This is a genomic window from Cryptosporangium aurantiacum (assembly GCF_900143005.1).
Taxonomy (GTDB): Bacteria; Actinomycetota; Actinomycetes; order Mycobacteriales; family Cryptosporangiaceae; genus Cryptosporangium; species Cryptosporangium aurantiacum.
This window is the reverse complement of sequence record NZ_FRCS01000010.1, coordinates 1-20385: the sequence shown is the minus strand read 5'-3', so window position 1 is coordinate 20385 and position 20385 is coordinate 1. Positions and strand designations below refer to the sequence as shown.

Annotated in this window: 21 protein-coding genes; 16 read left to right on the top strand and 5 right to left on the bottom strand. The window is 72.9% G+C overall.

Features of this window, described 5'->3' with window-relative positions; all coding sequences use genetic code 11:
- Positions 1–58 precede the first annotated feature (58 nt).
- The 3 genes from BUB75_RS28635 (at position 59) to BUB75_RS28625 (ending at position 2169) form a co-directional block, all read left to right on the top strand.
- A complete protein-coding gene (locus BUB75_RS28635) occupies positions 59–802 on the top strand; it encodes a metallophosphoesterase (RefSeq protein ID WP_073261575.1) in 744 nt (247 codons plus the stop codon).
- A gap of 9 nt (positions 803–811) precedes the next feature.
- Positions 812–1660, top strand: a complete 849-nt coding sequence (locus tag BUB75_RS28630) for a HipA family kinase (protein WP_073261046.1) — start codon at positions 812–814, stop codon at positions 1658–1660.
- A gap of 101 nt (positions 1661–1761) precedes the next feature.
- On the top strand, positions 1762–2169 hold the full coding sequence (locus BUB75_RS28625) for a DUF3037 domain-containing protein (protein ID WP_073261044.1): 408 nt from the start codon (positions 1762–1764) through the stop codon (positions 2167–2169).
- On the opposite strand, the gene BUB75_RS28620 is transcribed toward BUB75_RS28625, so the two are convergent.
- Positions 2137–2655 (bottom strand): hypothetical protein, encoded by a 519-nt coding sequence (locus BUB75_RS28620; RefSeq protein WP_073261042.1) that lies wholly within the window; start codon positions 2653–2655, stop codon positions 2137–2139. The two genes, BUB75_RS28625 and BUB75_RS28620, sit on opposite strands and share 33 nt — an antisense overlap.
- A 111-nt stretch (positions 2656–2766) precedes the next feature.
- Between BUB75_RS28620 and BUB75_RS28615 the strand changes: the two genes are divergently transcribed.
- Positions 2767–3951 carry a sensor histidine kinase gene (locus BUB75_RS28615; RefSeq protein ID WP_073261040.1) on the top strand — a complete coding sequence of 395 codons (1185 nt, stop codon included), beginning with the start codon at positions 2767–2769 and terminating at the stop codon, positions 3949–3951.
- Positions 3944–4618: a response regulator gene (locus BUB75_RS28610; RefSeq protein WP_073261038.1), complete on the top strand. Its 675-nt coding sequence runs from the start codon at positions 3944–3946 to the stop codon at positions 4616–4618. The genes BUB75_RS28615 and BUB75_RS28610 overlap by 8 nt, the downstream gene beginning before the upstream one ends.
- Here the strand turns inward: BUB75_RS28610 and BUB75_RS47230 are convergent.
- Positions 4585–5400 carry a MarR family transcriptional regulator gene (locus BUB75_RS47230; RefSeq protein ID WP_073261036.1) on the bottom strand — a complete coding sequence of 272 codons (816 nt, stop codon included), beginning with the start codon at positions 5398–5400 and terminating at the stop codon, positions 4585–4587. The genes BUB75_RS28610 and BUB75_RS47230 overlap by 34 nt on opposite strands.
- A 57-nt stretch (positions 5401–5457) precedes the next feature.
- Here BUB75_RS47230 and BUB75_RS28600 point away from each other — a divergent pair, with 57 nt between their 5' ends.
- A complete protein-coding gene (locus BUB75_RS28600) occupies positions 5458–5874 on the top strand; it encodes a MarR family winged helix-turn-helix transcriptional regulator (protein ID WP_073261034.1) in 417 nt (138 codons plus the stop codon).
- A gap of 13 nt (positions 5875–5887) precedes the next feature.
- Here the strand turns inward: BUB75_RS28600 and BUB75_RS28595 are convergent, their stop codons facing one another.
- Positions 5888–6757: a fructosamine kinase family protein gene (locus BUB75_RS28595; protein WP_073261033.1), complete on the bottom strand. Its 870-nt coding sequence runs from the start codon at positions 6755–6757 to the stop codon at positions 5888–5890.
- 77 nt (positions 6758–6834) lie between these two features.
- On the opposite strand from BUB75_RS28595, the gene BUB75_RS28590 reads away from it, so the two are divergent.
- Together BUB75_RS28590 and BUB75_RS28585 are read left to right on the top strand one after the other, a co-directional pair.
- Positions 6835–7863: a P1 family peptidase gene (locus BUB75_RS28590; RefSeq protein WP_073261032.1), complete on the top strand. Its 1029-nt coding sequence runs from the start codon at positions 6835–6837 to the stop codon at positions 7861–7863.
- Positions 7864–7922: 59 nt separating this feature from the next.
- Positions 7923–8441, top strand: a complete 519-nt coding sequence (locus BUB75_RS28585; RefSeq protein ID WP_073261031.1) for a hypothetical protein — start codon at positions 7923–7925, stop codon at positions 8439–8441.
- On the opposite strand, the gene fdhD is transcribed toward BUB75_RS28585, so the two are convergent.
- A complete protein-coding gene (gene fdhD / locus BUB75_RS28580) occupies positions 8438–9262 on the bottom strand; it encodes a formate dehydrogenase accessory sulfurtransferase FdhD (protein WP_073261030.1) in 825 nt (274 codons plus the stop codon). The two genes, BUB75_RS28585 and fdhD, sit on opposite strands and share 4 nt — an antisense overlap.
- Before the next feature lie 47 nt (positions 9263–9309).
- Between fdhD and mobA the strand changes: the two genes are divergently transcribed.
- Genes mobA through BUB75_RS28565 form a run of 3 tightly spaced genes read left to right on the top strand, consistent with a single transcriptional unit; the run spans position 9310 to position 10517 of the window.
- Complete coding sequence (mobA, locus tag BUB75_RS28575) at positions 9310–9963, top strand: molybdenum cofactor guanylyltransferase (RefSeq protein WP_218617818.1); 654 nt, start codon at positions 9310–9312, stop codon at positions 9961–9963.
- Entirely contained in the window at positions 9960–10217 is a 258-nt protein-coding gene (locus BUB75_RS28570) for a DUF6457 domain-containing protein (RefSeq protein ID WP_073261029.1), read from the top strand. Before mobA ends, BUB75_RS28570 begins: the two co-directional genes overlap by 4 nt.
- 3 nt (positions 10218–10220) lie before the next feature.
- Positions 10221–10517, top strand: a complete 297-nt coding sequence (locus BUB75_RS28565) for an MTH1187 family thiamine-binding protein (protein ID WP_073261028.1) — start codon at positions 10221–10223, stop codon at positions 10515–10517.
- On the opposite strand, the gene BUB75_RS28560 is transcribed toward BUB75_RS28565, so the two are convergent.
- Complete coding sequence (locus tag BUB75_RS28560; protein WP_073261027.1) at positions 10514–10990, bottom strand: hypothetical protein; 477 nt, start codon at positions 10988–10990, stop codon at positions 10514–10516. The two genes, BUB75_RS28565 and BUB75_RS28560, sit on opposite strands and share 4 nt — an antisense overlap.
- Before the next feature lie 292 nt (positions 10991–11282).
- Here BUB75_RS28560 and BUB75_RS28555 point away from each other — a divergent pair, with 292 nt between their 5' ends.
- The 5 genes from BUB75_RS28555 to BUB75_RS28535 all read left to right on the top strand — a co-directional run bounded on the left by BUB75_RS28555 (position 11283) and on the right by BUB75_RS28535 (position 20223).
- The gene (locus BUB75_RS28555; protein WP_084741841.1) at positions 11283–12740 is read left to right on the top strand and encodes a T3SS (YopN, CesT) and YbjN peptide-binding chaperone 1; all 1458 of its coding nucleotides are present in this window, start codon (positions 11283–11285) and stop codon (positions 12738–12740) included.
- 100 nt (positions 12741–12840) lie between these two features.
- A complete protein-coding gene (locus BUB75_RS28550; RefSeq protein WP_073261026.1) occupies positions 12841–13680 on the top strand; it encodes a hypothetical protein in 840 nt (279 codons plus the stop codon).
- A 183-nt stretch (positions 13681–13863) separates the two neighbouring features.
- Positions 13864–16158 (top strand): GTPase family protein, encoded by a 2295-nt coding sequence (locus BUB75_RS28545; protein ID WP_143175455.1) that lies wholly within the window; start codon positions 13864–13866, stop codon positions 16156–16158.
- Positions 16155–19472, top strand: a complete 3318-nt coding sequence (locus BUB75_RS48210; RefSeq protein ID WP_218617817.1) for a GTPase — start codon at positions 16155–16157, stop codon at positions 19470–19472. The genes BUB75_RS28545 and BUB75_RS48210 overlap by 4 nt, the downstream gene beginning before the upstream one ends.
- Positions 19473–19755: 283 nt before the next feature.
- Positions 19756–20223, top strand: coding sequence for a Dps family protein (locus BUB75_RS28535; protein WP_073261021.1), 468 nt, complete (start codon positions 19756–19758; stop codon positions 20221–20223).
- Positions 20224–20385: the final 162 nt, after the last annotated feature.

Sequence of the window (20385 nt, the reverse complement as noted above, 5' to 3'; positions counted from 1 at the left end):
CACGTACGGAGACGCTCGGAGGTTCGCTTCGCGCGTTTCCCGTGAAACCATGAGGACGATGATTTTGCTCGCGCACGTCAGTGACCTGCACCTGGACGGTGGGGAGCGGGCGGCGCGCCGTGCAGCGCGCGTCTTCGACCATCTCGACGGACTCCGGCGGCCCGTCGACGCGATCCTGGTCACCGGCGACATCGCCGACCACGGCTTACCGCAGGAGTACGAAGAGGCCGCCAAGCTGTTCTCCGGGCGTGACCGGTTGTTCCACTGCCCCGGTAACCACGATCGGCGTCCGGCATATCGGGCGGTGCTGCTCGGCGATCCCAGCGGAACCGACGGGCCGATCAATTCCGTGCACCGGCTCGACGGAGGTCCCGCGTTCCTGCTTTGCGACTCGTCGATCCCGGGTCGCCCCGACGGCATCCTCGCCGACGAGACGCTCGACTGGATCCGCGAGACGCTGACCGGCCTGCCGGACGACGTCCCCACGTTTGTGGCTTTTCACCATCCGCCGGTCATCCTGCACCAGCCGTATATCGACGACATCCGGCTGGCCGCCGCGGAGCGGCTGACCGAACTCCTCGGGGGCTTTCCCCAGGTGATCGCGGTGCTCACCGGTCACGCGCATACGGCGGCGGCGTCCATGTTCGCCGGGCGGCCGCTGCTGGTCGGGCCCGGCGTGGTGTCGACGCTGCTGCTGCCGTGGGAGAGCGAGCGGGTGGTGGATCTCGAGCTGCCGCCGGGTCTCGCGTTCCACGTCCTCGACGACGACCGGCGGCTGACCACGCATTACCGGGTCACCTAGGCTCGGGGTGTGCTGCCCCATGTCACCGCCGTCCGATATGTGACGCCGCTCCGTGAGGGTGGCTCGCTGCCCGGCCTGATGGAGGCCGACGACCTCGGCACCTACGTCGTCAAGTTCGTCGGCGCCGGTCAGGGCCGTAAGACGCTGGTCGCCGAGATCATCAGCGGAACGCTGGCGCGGACGCTCGGACTGCCGGTGCCCGACCTGGTCACGGTCGACGTTGATCCCGCGCTGGCCGGTGGTGAGCCCGACCAGGAGGTGCAGGACCTGCTGCGGGCGAGCGCCGGGCTGAACCTCGGGATGGACTACCTGCCGCGCGCCCTCGACTTCGACGCGACCGCGTTCGGCGTCGACCCGGCGCTCGCCGGGCGGGTGCTGTGGTTCGACGCGCTGGTCGGCAACGTGGACCGGTCCTGGCGGAACCCGAACATGCTGTACTGGCACGGCAGCCTGTACCTGATCGACCACGGAGCGACGCTGACGTTCCACCACAATTGGCCCGGCGCGGCCAAATCCGCGGACCGGCCGTTCGACGCGACCCAGCACGCGCTGATCGCCTGCGCGCCGGCGGGCGGTGAACCCGCTGCGATCGACGCCGCCGACGCGGAGTTGGCGCCGCGGATAACCCTGGATTCGTTGACCGCGGCCGTGGCCGAGGTCCCGGACGTGTGGCTCGCCGACGAGCCCGGGTTCGACACGGTGGACGACGTCCGCCGCGCCTACGTCGATCGGCTGCTGGCCCGGCTGGACGCTCGCTCGTCGTGGGTGCCACCGCTGCGGGAACAGGCCGCCACCGCGCGCGGCAGCCGACGGAGCGTCGCTTCGACGCGGCCGGCGTGGCTCGAGGGCAGCAAATGAGCGCCGGGGGGCCGCAGGAGCGCGGGGGGCGGCAGGGCCCCACGGGGCCGCAGGAGCGCGGAGGGCCGCAGGCCCGCGGAGGGGCACAGGCCCGCGGCGGGATGCAGGCGCGCGGCGGGGCGCAGGCTCGGCACGTGTTCGAGTACGCGGTCCTGCGGGTCGTGCCGCGGGTCGAACGCGGTGAGGCGATCAACGCCGGTGTCCTGCTGTACTGCCGGCCGCTGAGTTACCTCGGGTCTCGCGTCCACCTGGACGTGGACCGGCTCCGGGCGCTCGACCCGGCGGCCGACCTGGACGCGATCGGGCGGGCGCTGGCAGCAGCCGCGCAGACCTGTTCGGCGGGTGCGATCGGCCCGGCGGGCGAGGAGGAGATCGGTCGGCGGTTCCGGTGGCTCACCGCGCCGCGGAGCACGGTGATTCAGCCGGGCCCGGTGCACACCGGCCTGACCAGCGACCCGGACGCGGACGCCGAACGGCTACTGCGCGTGCTGGTGTTGCCGGTCGATTGAGGGCAGGGTCACCCAGCGCAGCAGCGTGTGGCAGACCAGTAAGAGCAACGCACCGTCGAGGTAGTGGCAGAGCATCGCTCCGGCGTACGACGGGCCGCCCCAGGCATTCGCGGTGAAGTTCGGATCGAGCCCGGCGAAGACCTGCACGCCGATGCGCCAGCACAGGTACGCCTCGACGAACACCAGGAAACCGACCGCCGGCCACCGCAGGACGGCGCGGGCGCGGAACGTCGCGGCGATGCGGGCGGCGATCGGACGGCCGAGCGGCGCCAGGATCACCCGTAGGCCGAGTGGGCTCCGACGGGAAGCGATCAGGAGCCAGACCGCGAGGACGACAGCTACGGCGACGTGCGGCAGCCAGGCCTCGGTGCCCGCGACGTGCTGCTCCCGTTCCGGAGAGCGGCCGAGGTACATCGCGAGGCCGCTGAGCAGTCCGGCGACAGTGGACACGGCCGCGACCGTGACGGCGGTACGGGAGGTCATCATGGCTCGACGTTCTCGCGGGATACCGCAGCGGCGCGTCACACCGTGGCGTGATCCGGCTCGTCATGCTGAGGAGTGACGCGGCCGTCCGCGCGGGCTGGTTAGCGTCACGGCATGACATCTGATCCGGCCGCCGACCGACCGGCGCCTGATCTGATCGACGGTTGCCTTGCGGCGGCGTCCTTCCTACTGTTTTCGATTCCGGTGCTGGCGGGCGCCACGCCGGGGCAGGGGCCGACCGCGGCGATCGTGGTGTTCGGGGTCCTGACCGCGTTACCGCTGGTGTTTCGCCGACGCGCACCGGTTGCTGTGCTGGCCACGGTGGCGGCCGTGCTGATCGTCGCGGCGCTGTCCGACGTCCGGTTCACGCCGTTCGTGAGCAACGGGGGCCCGGCGCTGGCGATCGCTGCGTTCACGGTTGCCGACCGGCTTCCCGTTCGGACGGCGCTCCGGGCCGGGGTGGCCGCGATCGGGCTGGTGACCGCCGCCGAGCTGACCGCGATGGCGCTCTACCCGGCGACCGCGCAGGACGCGATTCAGCTGGTGACCGCCGTTCCGGCCTGGCTGCTCGGGTATTTGCTCGGAACGCGGCGCCGCCTCGGTCAGCAGCTCCGGGCGCGCGAGGAGGAACGTGCTCGGGAAGAGGAACGCCGGATCCGGGCCGAGGAGCGGCTTCGGGTGTCGGCGGATGTCCACGACATCGTGTCGCACACGCTGAGCATGATCGCGGTGCGCTCCGGCGTCGCCAGGGTGGTGCTCGATCAGCAGCCGGGTGAGGCTCGGGCCGCGCTCGAGGCGATCGAGGACGCGAGCCGGACCGCGCTCGACGAACTGCGAGCCGTCCTGCGCGCGGTGCGCGGCGAGCATGCGGCGGTGGCTGCGCCGTCGCTCGCCGATCTTCCGGCGCTGGTGGAGGCTGTGCGGGCGGATGGTTATGAGGTGGCGCTCCGGGTCCCACCGCACGTCGACGTACCACCGCTGGTGGAGGAGTCGGCGTACCGCGTCGTGCAGGAGGCGCTGACGAACGTCGTCCGGCACGCCGGGCGGGTGCCGGTGACGATCGAGGTGACGTCAGGGGCGGAGGAGTTGCGCGTCTCCGTCGTGAACGGCGCGGGGCCGGGTTCCGGGGCGGGCTCCACGCCGGGTTCCGGGCCGGGTTCCGGGGCGGGTTCGGGATTTGGGCTGGTCGGGATGCGGGAGCGGGTTGCGCTGCTCGACGGGACCGTGGAGGCGGCTCCACGTCCGGAAGGTGGGTTCGCGGTCGTGGCCCGATTCCCGAAGGAGACCGCTCGTGCATGACGCCGTGCGGGTTCTGGTGGCGGACGATGAGGGGCTGATCCGCGCGGGGTTCCGCGTGCTGGTGGATGCCTCACCGGGGCTGACCGTGGTCGGTGAGGCCGCCGACGGTGCCGCGGCGGTCCGCCAGTGCCGTGCACTGCGTCCGGACGTTGTGCTGATGGACATCCGGATGCCGGGGATGGACGGGCTGGAGGCGACCCGGCACGTGGCCGGGGACGACTCGCTCGCTACCCGGGTGCTGGTCGTGACGACGTTCGGCGACGACGAGTACGTGTTCGCCGCGCTGCGGGCCGGCGCCAGCGGCTTTGTCCTGAAGGACACCCGTCCGGAGGATCTGGTGGATGCGATCCACGTGGTCGCCGCGGGCGAGGCGCTGTTGGCGCCGCGGGTCACGACGAAGCTCGTGGCGGAGTTCGTGCGCCGAGACCGCGTGCCGCGGACCCGGGCGCGCGCGGTGGGGCTGGACGAACTCACCGAGCGGGAGCGGGAAGTGCTGGTCCAGGTCGCGGCGGGCAAGTCCAACGCGGAGATCGCCGGTCACTTCGTGGTCAGCCTGAACACCGTGAAGACGCACGTCAGCCGGTTGTTGTTCAAGCTCGCGGCGCGGGACCGGGCACAGTTGGTCGTGCTGGCCTACGAGAGCGGCCTGGTCACCCCGGGCGCCTGAGCGGGGCCGTCGGGCACGTGCACCGGGTCCTCGGGCACGCGCGCCGGGTCCTCGGGCACGCGCGCCGCGTCCTCGGGCACGCGCGCCGCGTCCTCGGGCACGCGCGCCGCGTCCTCGGGCACGCGCGCCACGTCCTCGGGCACGCGCGCCACGTCCTCGGGCACGCGCGCCACGTCCTCGGGCACGCGCGCCACGTCCTCGGGCACGCGCGCCACGTCCTCGGGCACGCGCGCCACGTCCTCGGGCACGCGCGCCACGTCCTCGGGCACGCGCGCCACGTCCTCGGGCACGCGCGCCGCCGAGGCCGGCGCGGAGCCGGGGGCGCCGGCGGGGTGGGCCGACGCGGGCGGGAGGTGGGCGACGAAGCTTGTGAGGAGCCGCGCGAACGCCGCACGGTCGGCGTCGGACCAGCTCTGCATGGCGGCGGCGAACATCGAGCGGCGGAAGTCGTGGATCTGCTCGGAGACCGCGCGCCCTGCGTCAGTGCGGGCCAGTAGCGTGCGGCGACCGTCGGACTGGTCGGCGACCCGCTCGATCCAGCCGGCCTCCACGGCTGCGGCGACCAGGCGGCTGGCGCGGGGCTGGTCGACCTGGAGTGCGGTGGCGACCGTGGAGACGGTGGCGGGCCGCGCGGCATCCTCGGCTGCTTCGACCACGTCGAGGACGTCGTACGTGGCCGGCGCCTCCTGCCCCGCGCGGCGCGCGAACGTGCGGCGGGCCATGCTGCGGCGCATCGCGACGATGGCGCGCTCGACGGCGTCCAAATCGTGGTTGTTCGGCACGTTGCTCCAGATGCATAATTCTTAACAACTAGTTGTCATTCTACATGGAGTTGAACGATGACCGACGAACGACCGATCGGGTACTGGGTGAAGAGCGTCGACCGGCTGCTGGAGGAGGTCTTCGAACGGGCGCTGACCGAACGCCGGATCGCCCGGCGCCACTGGCAGACGATGAATGTGCTGGCCGCGGGCCCACGCACGGTGGCTGAAATCGCCGAGCAGCTGACGCCGTTCCTCGGCGCCGACACGATCTCGGCGCCGGAGGTGCTGGCCGATCTGCGCGAGCTCGGCTGGATAGCTGTGCCAGACGGCCGGTACGCGTTGACGGAGGACGGGCAGTCAGCGCTGGAGAGCCTGCGCGCCGAGGTGCTCGGTCTGCGGCGTCAGGCGACCGACGGTGTATCCGACGAGGACTATCGGACGACGGTGGCGACCCTCCGTCGTATGAGCGAGAACCTGCACACGGTCGGCTAGAGCCCGGCCTCGATCAGAACGAACGCGCGGCCGCGACCGTACGGTTCGCGTAGCCCGATCCGAATAGGACACAGTGGACCAGCAGCGGATGGAGCTGATGGAGGCCGACACGCTCGCGCCAGCCGGCTGCCAGCGGCGTCGCCTCGTCGTAGGCCGCTAGCACCCGGTCCAGGTGCGGCGCTCCGAACAGCGCGAGCATCGCCAGGTCGGTCTCCCGGTGCCCGCCGTACGCTGCCGGATCGACCATCCACCACCCCTCGGCGTCACCGACCCGACCGGGCAGCACGTTGCCCGACCAGAGGTCGCCGTGCAGGCGGGCCGGTGGCTCCGGCGGTCCGGCTGCGTCCGCCACCCGTTCGAGCGCGGCGTCGATCGTGGACGCCTGGGCGGCGGTGAGCGCCCCGGCGTCCCGTGCCTGACGAACGAACGGCTCGCATCGATGTTTCACGTAGAACGTCGGCCAGTCCGGCTCCGGGGTGTTGCGCAGCGGGAGCGTGGCCAGCACCCCGTCGGTGTCGGCCCCGAACGTCGGCGCGCCGCTCGCGTGCAGTGCGGCCACTTCACGGCCGAACCGCTCGGCACCCTCCACCGTGGCAGGGCCCCCGTCGACCCATGCGGTCACCAGCATCTCCGGCAGAGCGGTGAAGACCTCGGGCACCGCCGCAACCCCCGGCTCGGCGAGCCACCGCAGCGACCGCCCCTCCGCAGGGAGCGCGTCACTCGGCTCCGACGTGACCTTCGCGAACAGGTCGGTGCCGTCGTCGAGCGTCCAGCGCTCGATCCGGCCGCCCTTCGCGCCGCCGAGCGGGGTGATCCGGATGCGCTGGTGCTCGACCAACCGCGGGATCGTCCCCGGGTGTGCGCGTAGGTACTCGAGGTCCACGCGTCGACCGTAGTTGCTCGCCCGCGCACGCCGGGGCCGCGCCGGAGATCGGGTGCGGTGTGGTGTTCAGTGTTCCTATGAGCTTTCCGCCCGTGGTCGGCCCCGGGCCGACGAACAGCCTGGTGGACGTCGCCGGCATCCGCGTGGGCCAGGCCCAGCGCCGCGGTGACGGCTGGCTGACCGGCGTCACGGTCGTACTCCCGCCGCCCGGCGGCGCGGTCGCGGGCGTCGATGTGCGCGGCGGCGGCCCCGGCACCAGGGAGACCGACCTGCTCGACCCGCGGAAACTCGTCGAGCGCGTCCACGGCATCGTCCTGACCGGCGGCTCCGCGTTCGGCCTCGCCTCGTTCGACGGCGTCGTCGGCAGGCTCGCCGACGCCGGAATCGGCTACCCGATCGGCACCGAGCCGCACGAGGTCGTGCCGATCGTCCCCGGCGCGGTCATTTTTGATCTCGGACGCGGTGGCGACTTCCGCTCTACTCCCGACCCCGCGCTGGGAGCCGCCGCCTACGACGCGGCCGTCGACACCCACGTGGACCAGGGCTCGGTCGGCGCCGGAACCGGTGCGCACGCCGGTGGCCTGGCCGGTGGCGTCGGAACGGCCAGCGTTGTGCTCTCGTCCGGCCATACGGTCGCCGCGCTGGCGGTCGTGAACGCGGCGGGCAGCGCTGTCGACCCGGCCAGCGGCATGCTCTACGGCGCCGAACAGGGCCTGCCCGGTGAGTTCAACCTGGAACGGCCCGATCCCGCGGAGGTCGAGCGCTGGAGCGGTCCGGCCGAGCCCGGCCGGTTCAACTTCAATACGACGCTCGGCGTGATCGTCACCGATGCCCCGCTGAGCAAGGCGGGCTGTGGCGGGCTGGCCTCCGCGGCGCAGGACGGGCTGGCTCGCGCGCTGCGTCCGGCTCACACGATCACCGACGGCGACACGGTGTTCGCGATGTCGACCGGCGACGGCGCGCCGCTGACCGGACGCGACCAGCGTGGCGTCCAAATCGTGGCGGCTGACTGTCTGAGCCGCGCGATCGCGCACGGCGTCCTCGCCGCGTCCGACCGGCCGGCCGCACGCTCGTACCGGGCGCTGTTCCCCAGCGCGCTCCGGTAACGCTCGTTAACCACGATTCAGCTCACTCGGTACCACTCACGCCGCTACCGTGACCGTTCATGGCACGGGCTTGGGCCGTCGGCGTGGCGGCCGCACTGATCGCGGTCCTGCTCTACGAGAGCGCGCTCGCCTGGGTGTCGATCATGGGCCCGGCGATCCTGCCCCCGCTGTTCCTGCTGCTGTCCTACGTGGTGATCGGCGCCGCGACCGGCCACGCCGCGGTCTCGCTGACCGGCGGACCGAACCGTGCCTGGCCCGCGGTCGTCGTGGTCGCGGTGGTCGGTGCCGTGCTCATCGGCTGGGGCCGGAACGCCGAACTGCTCCACCCGGCGATGGCCGCGCTCCCGGCCGCGCTCGGCGGCGGCGCCTGCACGGCGGTGGGTGGCTGGCTCGGGCTGGTGCTGCCGAACGCGTACCGCTCCGCCGCACCCTCGTCGGTGCTGGCGCAGCTGAAGACCGTCGAGCTACGAGCGCGGCCGAGTGCCCGGCCGGTGTCCGACGGCGGACGGCACCACCAGCGCAGGGCCCCCGTCACCGAACCCGCCGACGGCCCGGACATCCTGGAGTTCGGAAGCTAGGTGACGATCCGCTCGGCTCCGGCATAGACGTTCATCGTCTCGCCTCGCAGGAACCCGACCAGCGTCATCCCGGCCTCGGCCGCCAAATCGACCGCGAGCGTCGACGGCGCCGACACCGCCGCCAGCGCAGGCACCCCCGCCATCACGGCCTTCTGCACCAGCTCGAACGACGCCCGCCCGCTCACCATCAGCACCTGCCCTGCAGCGGGCACTCCACCGGCCAGCAACGCGGCCCCGAACACCTTGTCGACCGCGTTGTGCCTGCCCACGTCCTCGCGGACGATGCCGAGCTCACCGTCGGCGCCGGCCAGCGCTGCCGCGTGCAATCCGCCGGTCCGGTCGAACACGCGTTGGGCGGCGCGCAGCCGGTCGGGCAGCTTCGCCAGCACGTCCACGCCGATTCGCAGCGGATCGTCGGCCACCGAGAACGCGCTCTGCGTCCGCACCGCGTCGATCGACGCCTTACCGCAGATCCCGCACGAGCTGGTCGTGTAGACGTTGCGCGTGATGTCCGGGGACGGTGGTGCGACTCCAGCGGCTAGCACCACGTCCATCACGTTGTAGGTGTTCTGTCCGTCCGGCCCGGTGCCGAGGCAGTACCGCGCCCCCGTCACCTGCTGGGGCGACGTGATCACACCTTCGCTGAGCAGGAACCCGTGCACGAGGTCGACGTCGTCGCCCGGAGTTCGCATCGTCACCGCTAACGGCTGCCCGTTGACCCGGATCTCCAGCGGCTCCTCCACCACGAGCGTGTCGGGCCGACGGTTCTGATCGGATCCGGCGATCCGAATCACCGGCCTGCGCCCGGTCACCCTGCCCATGGCGTCCTCCTCGCAGCACTCCCGTTCTCAACCGTACGGTGAAAACCGTGAATCCGTACGGCGCGCTGATACTGGCTGGGGGTAACGCCCGGCGCCTGGGCGGCGTCCACAAGCCGGGTCTGCTCATCGGCGGCGTCCGCCTGCTCGACCGCGTGCTCGCCGCGGTCCCCGACGCGGTTCCCCGCGTCGTGGTCGGCCCGCCCCAGCCGACCCCACCCGACGTGCGAGTGGTGCGCGAAGAACCCCCCGGTGGTGGCCCGGTTGCCGCACTCTCAGCCGGTATCACTGCTCTTGCGGACGCCACACAGCAGGCGATTTCCTGGCTGGCGCTGCTCGCAGGCGACCTGCCGTTCCTGACCCCCGGGGTGATCACCGCACTCCGACTCGCCGCCGAGGGGGCCGAGGGGGCGGTGCTCGTCGATCCGGACGGCCGTGACCAGTACCTGGCCGGGGTCTACCGGATGGACGCGTTGGCCACCGCGGTGACGTCCGTCGGGCCTCCGTCCGGCGTACCACTGCGCCGCGTCGTCGCCGGCCTGGATCTGGTCCGGGTTCCGGCCCCCGAGCGTCCCGGCGCGGCACCGCCCTGGCTCGACTGCGACGATGCCGAGGACATCCGGGCCGCCGAAGCGTTCGCGCGGCAGGCGTCCGACCAAACAGTGAACCGGCCGACGGTCGGGCGGAAGGAGGCAGACGGATGAGCAACCTGGATGACTGGGTGGCTGCGGTCAGTGTCGACCTGGGGCTGGACAAGCCGGTCGACCGGTCGTTGGTGCTCGACCTGGCCCGTGACGTCGCCCACGGCGTCGCTCGGCCGGCCGCGCCGCTGACCACCTACCTGCTCGGCCTCGCGGTCGGGGCGGGCGCCGACCCCCGGGCCGCCGCCACCGCGATCTCCGCGCTGGCCGAGGGCTGGAACCCCGACCGGGTCTCCGAGACGACGCTGGAGGACTGACCCGTGCTGGTGGCGTTTTCGGTCAGCCCGATGGGCGTCGGGGAGTCGGTCGGGGCCGCGGTCGCCGAGGCGGTCCGGGTGGTCAGGGAGAGCGGGCTCCCCAACCACACCGACGCGATGTTCACGACGATCGAGGGCGAGTGGGACGAGGTGATGGACGTCGTCAAACGGGCCGTGGAGGCCGCCGGGGTCGGCGCGGGACGGGTCAGCCTCGTACTCAAGGCCGACATCCGTCCCGGCGTCACCGACGGCATGACCAGCAAGGTCGCCACCGTCGAACGGCACCTCGCCGGCGATTAGAGGCCGTCGCGCACCAGCCAGTTGTCGCCGCTCTTCACCAGCGTGAAGCCGTTGCCGCTGCTCACGTCGGGTGCGGTCTGACGGCTCGTGCTGGTCGTCGTCTTCTTTTTGCCGTTCTTGTCCTTCTTCGTGGTGCGAACGGTCTGGACGACCTCGATGTTGCGGTCGGTGACCGTCGCGGTCGAGCCCTTCACCGTGACCCGGTCGACCTGGATCTTGTCCAGGTCGCTGCGGACGGTCGCGGACAGGTCGGCGTACCGGTTGCTCAACGCGGCCGTGCAGTCGGCGCCGAGCTTCTGCTTCGCGGACTTGTCGAGGTACCCGCAGGCTTCTTGGTAATCCTGCTCACCGACCTCGTCGAGGAACTCGGACAGCGCACTGCGCGCGTTGTCCTCGTCGGAGGTCGAACATCCGGCGAGCAGCGTGGCTAAGACGGCCGCCGCAGCAATGAACCCGCCTGCGCGGACTGTCATGACTCTCATTTCTCCTTCACATCGCGGACCGGTGTCCGATCACTCAGCGAGTGTGCGGTGCGGACCGGGACGGATGGATTGTTGAGTCGGCCACGCGTCAGACCGGGTCACCGGAGCCATAACGGCTGGTGGTCTGGTCAGTGAATGGTGGAGGCTCCGCCCCGGGCGCCCGTGCGCACGCTCCTGCAGTCGGGGTCGGGGGAGGTGCAGCACTAGGGTGGCCGGAACGCGGGTGACCCGGACGCGGGCGGCCGGAGTGTGCCACGCGCGGACGTATGACACAGGAGGCGCCATGCCGGGATTCGACTGGGCGAGTGTGCCGACCAGGCTGGCTGCCGAGCTGGCGCGTGAACTCGCGCTGGAGGAAGCGGCGGGCGGGCCGGCGGCTGCACTTCGCGCCACGTTCGGTCCGGCACCCCGTGTCGACTTCGTCCGGATTGCCTGGCCCATCCTGCGTGACCGCTGGCTGGCCACCGACGCCGACGCTCGCGCGGACGTCGTCGCCGGGTTGCGCGCGGCCGCGCTGGGCGACCACGAGACCGCTCCGCGTGGCGCGGAGGCACAACTCACCTACCTGCGCTCCTGCCGTAACACCGGGCGGCTCCGGCAAGTCGTCCTCGACCGGTTCCTGGAACTCGGCGAGGACCCGGACCACGAAACGAGCGGGCCGATCAACGATGAGGGGCCAGTGCTGAAGTCAGCGACCGAAGCGAACGGGAAGAAGCCCCGGAAGCCGAGCGGGTTCACGCCGCTGCCCGAGGACCCCTCGACGGTGGATCTCGGCGCCAAGGTGGAGGCGGCCTGGGCCGAGCTGCGTTCCGCGCTCGCCTCCGTCCTCGCCCACCTGGAGCTCGGCGCGCAGCTCACGCTGACGCTCGACCCCACGGCGGGCGGCACCGGCGACGCGACCTACACCGTCGAGTTCGTCATGTTCGACGAGAACCTGCTGCACGCCGAAGCCGTCGGCAACGCCGCACTCCCCCCGGGGCACCGCCTCGACCGGCACGCGATCGCCGACCTGGTCGCGCTCGGCTGGTCGCCGCCCGGAGTCGTCGACGGCACGACCGACAACTTCGGCATCCAGATGCCGACGTCGGACGCCGACCGCCTCGCCGCGATCGCCGTCCGGACGCTCCGGGAGGTCTACGGCACCCCGCACCCGGCGTTCCTCACGTACTCGGCCACCGCGCTCGAGGGTGAGGTGGAGGTGCATGCGCTCGGCGCTGCGCGCCGGGTCCCCGGCTCGAGCGGCGGTGCCAGTGCGCCTGCGGCGCACGACCCGGGTGCGCCGCTGCCCGACCGGGTCCGCGCGGTCGTCTCCGAACTGCTCTCCCGCCCGGTGGACGAACTTCCGGTGGACGCCGACGGCGACATCGCCATCCGCAGCGGATCAGCGATGGTGTTCGTCCGGATCACCGACGACCCGCCGCTGGTCGAGGTGTCCTCGCCGGTGCTCACCGAGGTGCGCGCCACCCAGCGCCTCTACGAGCGGCTCTCCGCGCTGACCAAGACGCTGCCGGTGGGCCGCCTCTACCTGGAGGACGACACCGTCTGGGCCTCGGTCGGCGTGTTCGGCACCGACTTCCAGCCCACCCACCTGTCCACCGCGATCCGGGTCATGACCGGCCTGGCCGACGTCCTGGACGACCGCCTGCAGGGCGATTTCGGCGGCAAAGTGTTCTTCGGCGAGGCGCTGCCCGAACGCCGGGAACCGGGGACGCACGGCGAACGAACGGGCATGTACCTGTGATGTCGCCGTTCCCGGTGCCGCGTTTCGTCGGTGGGCTCTGATAGGAACTCCCCCATGAGGCGGTCCGCGACAAGGGCCAGCCCGCATTGGAGGAGGCAGGATGCCGACCACCCGCAGCCGAGGGCTGTCCACTGCCGACCTCGACACGCTCCGTACGGCGGTCGAGGCCGGACGGAAACCCAAGGTCCAGTTCACGTCCGCCGCCGGTCAGGTCGCCGGGCAGATCGGCCAGGTCGTGCGGTTCGACGACCCGTCCGCTGACGAGTGGGTCGTCGTTCGGTTCGGCCGCGACGAGCTCCCGTTCGCCCCCGGTGACCTGCAGTTGCCGCCGCCCAAGCCACCGAGGCCGAAGACCGCACCCGCACCGAGGCAGGCGGCCGGCGCATCCTCCCCCGCGCCGGTAGCTGTCGACGCCGCACCCTCGGCGAAGACTCCGGAGCCTGCTGCAGCGGTGGCAGCGGCGACAGCCACCCCGAGCCGTACTGTCACCGCACCGGCCGGCACACCGTCGACCGCGGCCGAAGCCGCCGCTGCGGCCAAGCCGGGCGGCGCCACCAAGCAGCCGACGCCCGCACCAGCCAAGCCTGCGGCCACACCCGCCACCCCGGCGAACGCGAGCGCGAGCGCGGCACCGAAGAGCCGGCCGGCCCGCAAGGCAGCCGCCAAGCGCGCTCCCGACCTGACCGTGACGCTCGGCCACCACGACGGTCAGTGGACGGTGTCCGCCGCCCGTGGCGCCCGTGTCCTGATCAAGCCGACGCCGGTCCGGGCCGCCGACGCGCTCCGGATGGTGGGGCAGCTCGACTCGCCCGCCGTAGCCGAGGCCGTCGAGGAGATCGTGGCCGCGGCCCGCGCCGAGGCGGAAGAGCAGGCAGAACGGCTGCGGCGGGAGCTGGCGGAGGTCGAAGCAGCACTGGCCGACCTCAGCGACGACGAGTAGTTCTCCACAGCTCGGTTCCCGGGTTGGGTCGGGAGCGAAGTTCGTCGGGTTCGCCCGGCCTGGCGGCGGTAATCTCCGAGTCGGATACGCCGAGCGACATCGGCGCGCCATCGTGGGCCGGTAGATCGGCCGTGTGAACCGTACGAGCGAAGGGCAGGGCTCGGGGTGACGACCGACGGGGGTGTGCGCGCTCTGCCGGCCGCGCGTGCGGGGTCCGACGCCGACCGACTGATCGCGGCCTTAGAGGCGCTTCGGTCCGCTGTCGGTGAGGTCCGGTTCGGGTTGCCGCTCCGCGGCGGGGACGACGCCGCCCGCACCGCGACGAGCCTGGCGAACCAGATCGACGACTACCTCCTACCGCGCCTGACGCGGCCGGACACGCCGCCGCTGCTGGTGATCGGCGGCTCGACCGGCGGCGGCAAGTCGACGCTGCTGAACACGCTGGTCAGCGCGCCGGTGAGCCCGGCAGGGGTACTCCGTCCGACGACCCGCTCGCCGGTGCTGGTCTGCCACCCGGACGACTACGGAACGTTCCTGGTCGGCGGACCGCTCCCGTCGCTGCCCCGGTCACCCGACGGCGCTCCCGGCACGCTCCGGGTCCTGGAGTCCGACGAGGTGCCGCCCGGCCTCGCGCTGGTCGACGCGCCCGACGTCGACTCGGTCGAGGCCGAGAACCGCCGGCTCGCCGTGCGGCTGCTGGACGCCGCCGACCTCTGGATCTTCGTCACGACCGCGGCCAGGTACGCCGACGCGGTCCCCTGGGACCTGCTGCGGTCGGCGGTCGCCCGGGGTGCGTCGATCGCCGTTGTGCTCTCCCGCGTCAACCACCTGGCGCACGCGACGGTCAGCACCCACCTCCGCGAGTTGCTGCGGGCCGAAGGGCTGGGTGCCGCCCCGCTGTTCGTCATCGAGCAGGTGACACTGGAGGAGGACGGGCTGCTGCCTGACCGGGTGCTCCGCTCGCTGCGGATGTGGACCGGTCGGATCAGCGCCTCGCCGAAGCAGCGCGTCGGCATCGTCCGGCAGACGCTCACCGGCGCACTCCAGACGATCAGCGATCGGGTCGACGTGGTCGCCGACGCCACCAAGGCCCAGCGGGAAGCGGCGGTGACGCTGCGGGAGCACGTCCGCCAGGTCTTCGCGTCCGCCGATTCCCGGCTGAGCGAGGCCGTCGCGGACGGTGTGTTGTTCCGCGGTGACATCGTCGGCCGCTGGCAGGAGTACGCGGGCAACGGTGGCCTGGTGGCGATCCTCGAAGCCAGGGCGGGTTCCCGCACCGGCGTCCTCACCGGGCAGCCGTCGATCCGGGCCGCGCGGGTCCGGGCCGGGCTGGTCGGTGGCGTCGTGCGGCTGTTCACGTCGATCGCCGACGAAGCGGCGAGCGAACTGGTCGCAGCGTGGCGTACCAGCCCCGGCGGTGCGGGCGCGGCCGAGTCCGCGTCTGACCGGGCGTCCGCCGAAGCTGCCAAGAACGCCGAGGACGCTGCCCGCGCGTGGCTGGACGACGTCGACGCGTCGGTGGCCAGGGCCGACGGGAGCATGCGTGCGGCAGCGATGCCGGTTGTCGTCGCGGCCGCGCTCCAGGACGGCGCGCTGCCGGTAGGCCGTGAGGTCGACGTCGCGGGCGGCACCGTGACGCTCTCCGCGGAGCTGCTCGCCGACGTCTTCGAGGACGACGACGTCCGCACCGCCGCCCGCACCGCGCGAACCGGCTTGCTCGACCGGCTCGGCGCGGCGCTGCGGGCCGAGGAGCACCGATTCACTGCTCTGCTCGACGCGTTGGAGCCGTCCGCCGCGCTCACCGACCGGCTGCGGGACGCCGCTCGGGCGGTCGACCGGCACCGAGGCGTGGTGTCGACGCTGTTCGCCGATCCCGAACAGGCCCCGGCGTCGGGCCCAGTGTCGCCTCCGGCCCCAGCGTCGGCGTCGCCTGCGCCTGCGGCCGAGGCGAAGCCGCCGGCGGCCGGTGGGGCCACGACGCCATCGGCGCCCGCTGCGGCCGCGATGCCGTCGGCGGCCGCTCCGGTCGCTGCTGTTCCGCCGGTTGGGGCTGCGCCGCCCGGCGCGGTGGTGCCGCCCGCCGCGGTGGTGCCGCCCGCCGCGGTGGTGCCGCAGCCGGCCGTGACGCTCGACCTGCGTCCGACTGTTCCCTCGACGGCTGTTCCCTCCGCGGTTTCCGACGCGGACGACGCTGCCACCGAGGCCGAGGCAGCGGCAGCGGCTTCGGCTGAGCCCTCCGGACCTGTGGACGACAGGCCAGAGGCTGTGAATGACGCGGCCGACCCTGTGGATGACAAGCCAAAACCTGTGGACGAGCGTCCTGAGCCTGTGGACGGGGCACCCACGGAGGTGGCTGCGGCGACTAACGTCGAGCCCGTGACCCCCGACGTCGCCGAACCCACCCCGACCGGCCCGGAGGCCGACTCGCCGGCGCTCACCGCCGACGAGGCCGACGACTCGCGGGAGGTATCGCGATGAGTCGACCGCTCTCCGGGCCCCCCGGCCCCGGCTTACCGGCCGACGAGCCCCCGTCGATCGCTGCGCGGCTCACCTCGCTGGAGCGAGTGATGGGTGTGGTCGACGGCCGGGTCGACGACAACCAGCTGCGTTCCGCCCGCGACGTGACGAGGCAGATCACCGAGCGGCTGTCGTTGTCGCCGGCACACACCGTGGTCGCGCTCGCCGGTGCCACCGGCAGCGGCAAGTCGTCGCTGTTCAACGCGCTGGCCGGGCTGGACCTGTCCGAGGTCGGCGTACGGCGTCCGGTCACGAACGCTCCGCACGCCTGCGTCTGGGGGCCCGACGGCGCCGGGCCGCTGCTCGACTGGCTGAGCATCCCGTACGACAACCGCACCGCCCGGGAGAGCGCGCTCGACGCCGACACCCAGGCCGAGCTGCGCGGGCTGGTCCTGCTCGACCTCCCCGACCACGACTCGACCCAGCTGGCTCACCGCCTCGAGGTCGACCGTCTGGTGGAGCTCGTCGACCTGCTGGTCTGGGTGCTCGACCCGCAGAAGTACGCCGACGAGGCGGTGCACTCCCGGTACCTTCGCCGGCTCTCCCGGCACGCCGGCGTCACCGTCGTCGTGCTCAACCAGGTCGACCTGCTCAACCGGGCCGACGCCGAAGCCTGCCTCGCCGACGTCCGCCGTCTGCTCGACGCCGACGGGCTACGGGGCGTTCCGCTGGTCCCGCTGTCGGCCCTCCGTGGTGACGGGCTCCCTGAGCTGCGGGAGCGCATCACGACGACGGTCGCGTCCCGGCAGGCGGCGCTGCGGCGCCTGGCCGCCGACCTCGACGACGTCGCGGACGAACTGGCGCCGTTGGCCGGGCCGGAGGTCCGCGAGGACGTCGACCGCGGCTCGGCCAAACGCCTCTACACGACGCTGGCCGAAGCAGCCGGTGCCGCCGCGGTCGGGGAAGCGGTGGAGCGCGGGTACCGCTACACCGCGAACCGCAACCTCGGGTGGCCGCTGATCCACTGGTTCGGTCGGGCGAAGGTCGATCCGCTCGCACCGCTGCGCGAGCACGCCGGGAAGGCGCCACGCAACCAGGGCCGGGCGCGCACGACGGCCCGGCCCACGGTGCTGCACCCGGTGCAGCGGCCGCAGGTCGAGGAGGCACTGCGCTACCTCGCGGACGACGCGGCGAACGCGCTGCCCGCACCGTGGCCCCGTTTGGTGCATCAGGCGGCGCGGTCGGAGCTGGACGCGCTGCCGGATGCTCTCGACCGTGCGGTGGCCGCCGCCGACCTGGGCCTCGCAAGGCGGCCGGCGTGGTGGTGGGGGTATCGAATCGTCCAGTACCTGTTGGTGCTGGCGCTGCTCGCCGGCGTGGCCTGGACGCTCGGCCTGGCGATCGCCGCCGGGGTGGGTGGCGCGCAGGACACGCCGAGCACGGGTGCGTTGATCTTGCCGATGGGTTTGTTGCTGGGTGGGCTCGTGCTGGGCCCCGTCCTGCATCTGGTCGGCATGGTGCTGGCCAGCCGTGGCGCTCGGTTGGCGCGGCTACGCGCCGAACAGGCGGTGCTCGACGCGGTGACGACCGTGGCGCGCGAGCGCGTGCTGGCTCCGGTTCGTGCGGAACTCAGCGCGTACGCCCAGGTGCGGGATGCCCTGATCGAGTTCGGTGTGCCCATTCCGCAGTCGCTCACCAGTCAGGCCGCGCTCCGGCAGGCCGCCGAAGATGAGGCCCAAGCCGTGACCCACTCACCAGATGCTGCTGCACCGAACCCGGGCTTCCCCGGCCCCGGCGCACATACCGCTCCGACCAGCCACCCCGCCCCCGGCGGCCCAGGCGCACCGGGCAGCGCGGGCGGGCTGGGCAGCGTAAGCGCACCAGGTGCCACGACCGGGCCGGGCCGCGCGGGCGCCCCAGGCGCCATCGGCGCACCGGGCAGCCTAAGCGGGCCAGGCGGCACGGCGGGATTAGGCGGCGCGGCGGGATTAGGCGGCGCGGCGGGATTAGGCGGCGCGGCGGGATTAGGCGGCGCGGTTGCACCGGGCAACCCGGGCGAGCAGGTCCGCCCGGGCGGACAGGAGAGCATGGCCGGTCTAGGCGCCGCGGGCGCACCAGGCTCCGCAGGCGCGCCGGGCGGCGGCGGGCCGGGTGGGTTGGGGCCGCTGCCGTCGGTGGCCGGCTACCCCGATCCGTTCCGCGGACCGGCGCCCGCGCGTCCACAGCCCAGGCCGGGCGGCGGGAACGAGCCAAGCGGACCGATCCGGCCTGCGCTGCCGACCGCACACGAGGGACGCATCCGTCCGAGCGCGATGCTGTCCGACAGCTCGGGGCGTCCGCCCGAGCTACCGGCACGCCCCGCCACCAGGGCGTCGGGGCCCGTGCCCCCGCCGCCGGGCCCGGAGGCCATCCGCCGCGGTGCGATCCCCCCGGCACCTGCAACGCCTCCGGCTATACCCGCGCCGCAGTCACCCGACGCGTCTCCCTCGGCCGCGGACCCACTCCCGACTCGCATCCCCCGCTCGGCCCCGGACCCGCGCTACGCCGCCGAAGCCCGCCCGACCACCGACCCCCGCTCGGACTTCGGCTCGCGTCCAGCCAGCGCCCCGCACACAGCCGGCGACCCGCGCCCGACGAGCGGCCTGCGTCCAACCGGCGACCCACGCGCCGCCGACCCCCGCGCGGGTGCGGACCCACGCTCAGCCGCCAACCAGCGTGCGGCCGGGGACCCACGCGTCACCGACCCACGTACGGCCGGGGACCCGCGCGCCGCCGCAGACCCGCGTGCGGCTGGGGACCGGCGGCCGGCGGCCGAGCTGCCGTCGGCGGCAGCGTCGCGGTCGGGCGAGAGTTCGCCTCCTACCGGTGCGCCGTCGAGTCCGGCCAGGCCGCCGCTCGCCCGGCGTCCGGGCGGGAAGCTGCCTCCGGCGCCCCCGCCTCGACCCGCCGTGGAAGCCGACCCCGAGGTCGTCTGGGCACGCACCCGACCAACCGCACGCCCCACCGCCGACGCCCGGAGCGACACCACCCGGAGCGACACCGCCCAAAGCGATGGCGCCGCCCCGAACGACACCGGCGCGCCGCGGAACACCGCTCCCGCGCGTGATGGGTCCCCGGCGGGAAAGCCTGCGACACCAGACGACGAGCCAATGGCGGCGCAGCCCCGGCGCAAGGGTCTCCGCGGGCTGTTCAGCCGTCGCAAGGAACCGGCCGACGTCGTCGACCGCTGGTGGGCCACGACGGACGACGGTGAGGATCCGTTCGGCCGCCCTCCGGCCAAGGATCCCGACCCCGCCGATGGCGAGTCCCGGCCGCGCGTTCCCGGCCAGCGCTAGACGGTGTTCACCGTGCCGACGGCTACCACCCGGACGGATTGCACTTAGAAGCGGATTGCATTTAGAAGACCCAGGGCCCTTCTAAATGCAATCCGCTCAACGGCGCGTGGATGGTTGGCCCCTCGTAGGTGCTCCTGCACCCGCGACGGGACGACCACGAGTGCCGCGCCCGCAACGGTGCGGCGCTGAGCGGCGTGTGACCTACGAGCTAGTTTCCCGCGAACCAGACAGGTCACCCCTTCTAGGGACAGGAAAGCATCCTCGTCCCAAGGAGGGATTCGATATGGGTACGCGTTCCACCGCCCTGGACGAAGCCGTCCGCTCGGAGGTGGGTCACCTTCTCGAAGGCGTTGCGGTCGATCTGATCGCCCTGTCGCTCAACTTGAAGCAGGCGCACTGGCACGTCCAGGGGCCGACGTTCAAGCAGGTCCATGAGCAGCTCGACGAGGTACTGGCCGACGTGCGGACGTACTCCGACGACGCGGCCGAGCGGGCGATCACGCTCGAGGTCAGCATCGACGGACGCCCGGCCGCAGTGGCGAAATCGTCCGTGGCGGACTTCCGGACCGGTTGGCTGGACGCGCAGGAAGCCGTCGCGCTGGTCGCCGACGAGCTGGGGGCCGTAGCCGCCAGGGCCCGCGAGGCGCTGCCGACGCTCGAGGAGAAGGACCCGATCTCGCACGACCTGGTTGTGCAGATCGTCAGTGGGCTGGAGAAGCACCTCTGGATGCTCCGCGCCCAGACGCGCTGACCAGCGCGAACCGACCGCTGACGAGGCGGGCCCCGAGCACCGGGCGCCCGCCTCGCGGCGTCTACTGCGACGCGCCCGAGCGCACCCCGCCTGCCGAGCGCACCCCGCCTGCCGAGCGCACCCCGCCTGCCGAGCGCACCCCGCCTGCCGAGCGCACCCCGC

Coding starts and splice junctions, on each gene's coding strand:
- BUB75_RS48210 (WP_218617817.1), top strand. CDS start 16,155: ATGAGTCGACCGCTCTCCGGGCCCCCCGGCCCCGGCTTACCGGCCGAC.
- BUB75_RS28550 (WP_073261026.1), top strand. CDS start 12,841: ATGCCGACCACCCGCAGCCGAGGGCTGTCCACTGCCGACCTCGACACG.
- BUB75_RS28585 (WP_073261031.1), top strand. CDS start 7,923: ATGGCACGGGCTTGGGCCGTCGGCGTGGCGGCCGCACTGATCGCGGTC.
- BUB75_RS28535 (WP_073261021.1), top strand. CDS start 19,756: ATGGGTACGCGTTCCACCGCCCTGGACGAAGCCGTCCGCTCGGAGGTG.
- BUB75_RS28635 (WP_073261575.1), top strand. CDS start 59: ATGATTTTGCTCGCGCACGTCAGTGACCTGCACCTGGACGGTGGGGAG.
- BUB75_RS28590 (WP_073261032.1), top strand. CDS start 6,835: ATGAGCTTTCCGCCCGTGGTCGGCCCCGGGCCGACGAACAGCCTGGTG.
- BUB75_RS28620 (WP_073261042.1), bottom strand. CDS start 2,655: ATGATGACCTCCCGTACCGCCGTCACGGTCGCGGCCGTGTCCACTGTC.
- BUB75_RS28555 (WP_084741841.1), top strand. CDS start 11,283: ATGCCGGGATTCGACTGGGCGAGTGTGCCGACCAGGCTGGCTGCCGAG.
- BUB75_RS28615 (WP_073261040.1), top strand. CDS start 2,767: ATGACATCTGATCCGGCCGCCGACCGACCGGCGCCTGATCTGATCGAC.
- BUB75_RS28600 (WP_073261034.1), top strand. CDS start 5,458: ATGACCGACGAACGACCGATCGGGTACTGGGTGAAGAGCGTCGACCGG.
- BUB75_RS28560 (WP_073261027.1), bottom strand. CDS start 10,990: ATGACAGTCCGCGCAGGCGGGTTCATTGCTGCGGCGGCCGTCTTAGCC.
- BUB75_RS28570 (WP_073261029.1), top strand. CDS start 9,960: ATGAGCAACCTGGATGACTGGGTGGCTGCGGTCAGTGTCGACCTGGGG.
- fdhD (WP_073261030.1), bottom strand. CDS start 9,262: ATGGGCAGGGTGACCGGGCGCAGGCCGGTGATTCGGATCGCCGGATCC.
- BUB75_RS28625 (WP_073261044.1), top strand. CDS start 1,762: ATGCAGGCGCGCGGCGGGGCGCAGGCTCGGCACGTGTTCGAGTACGCG.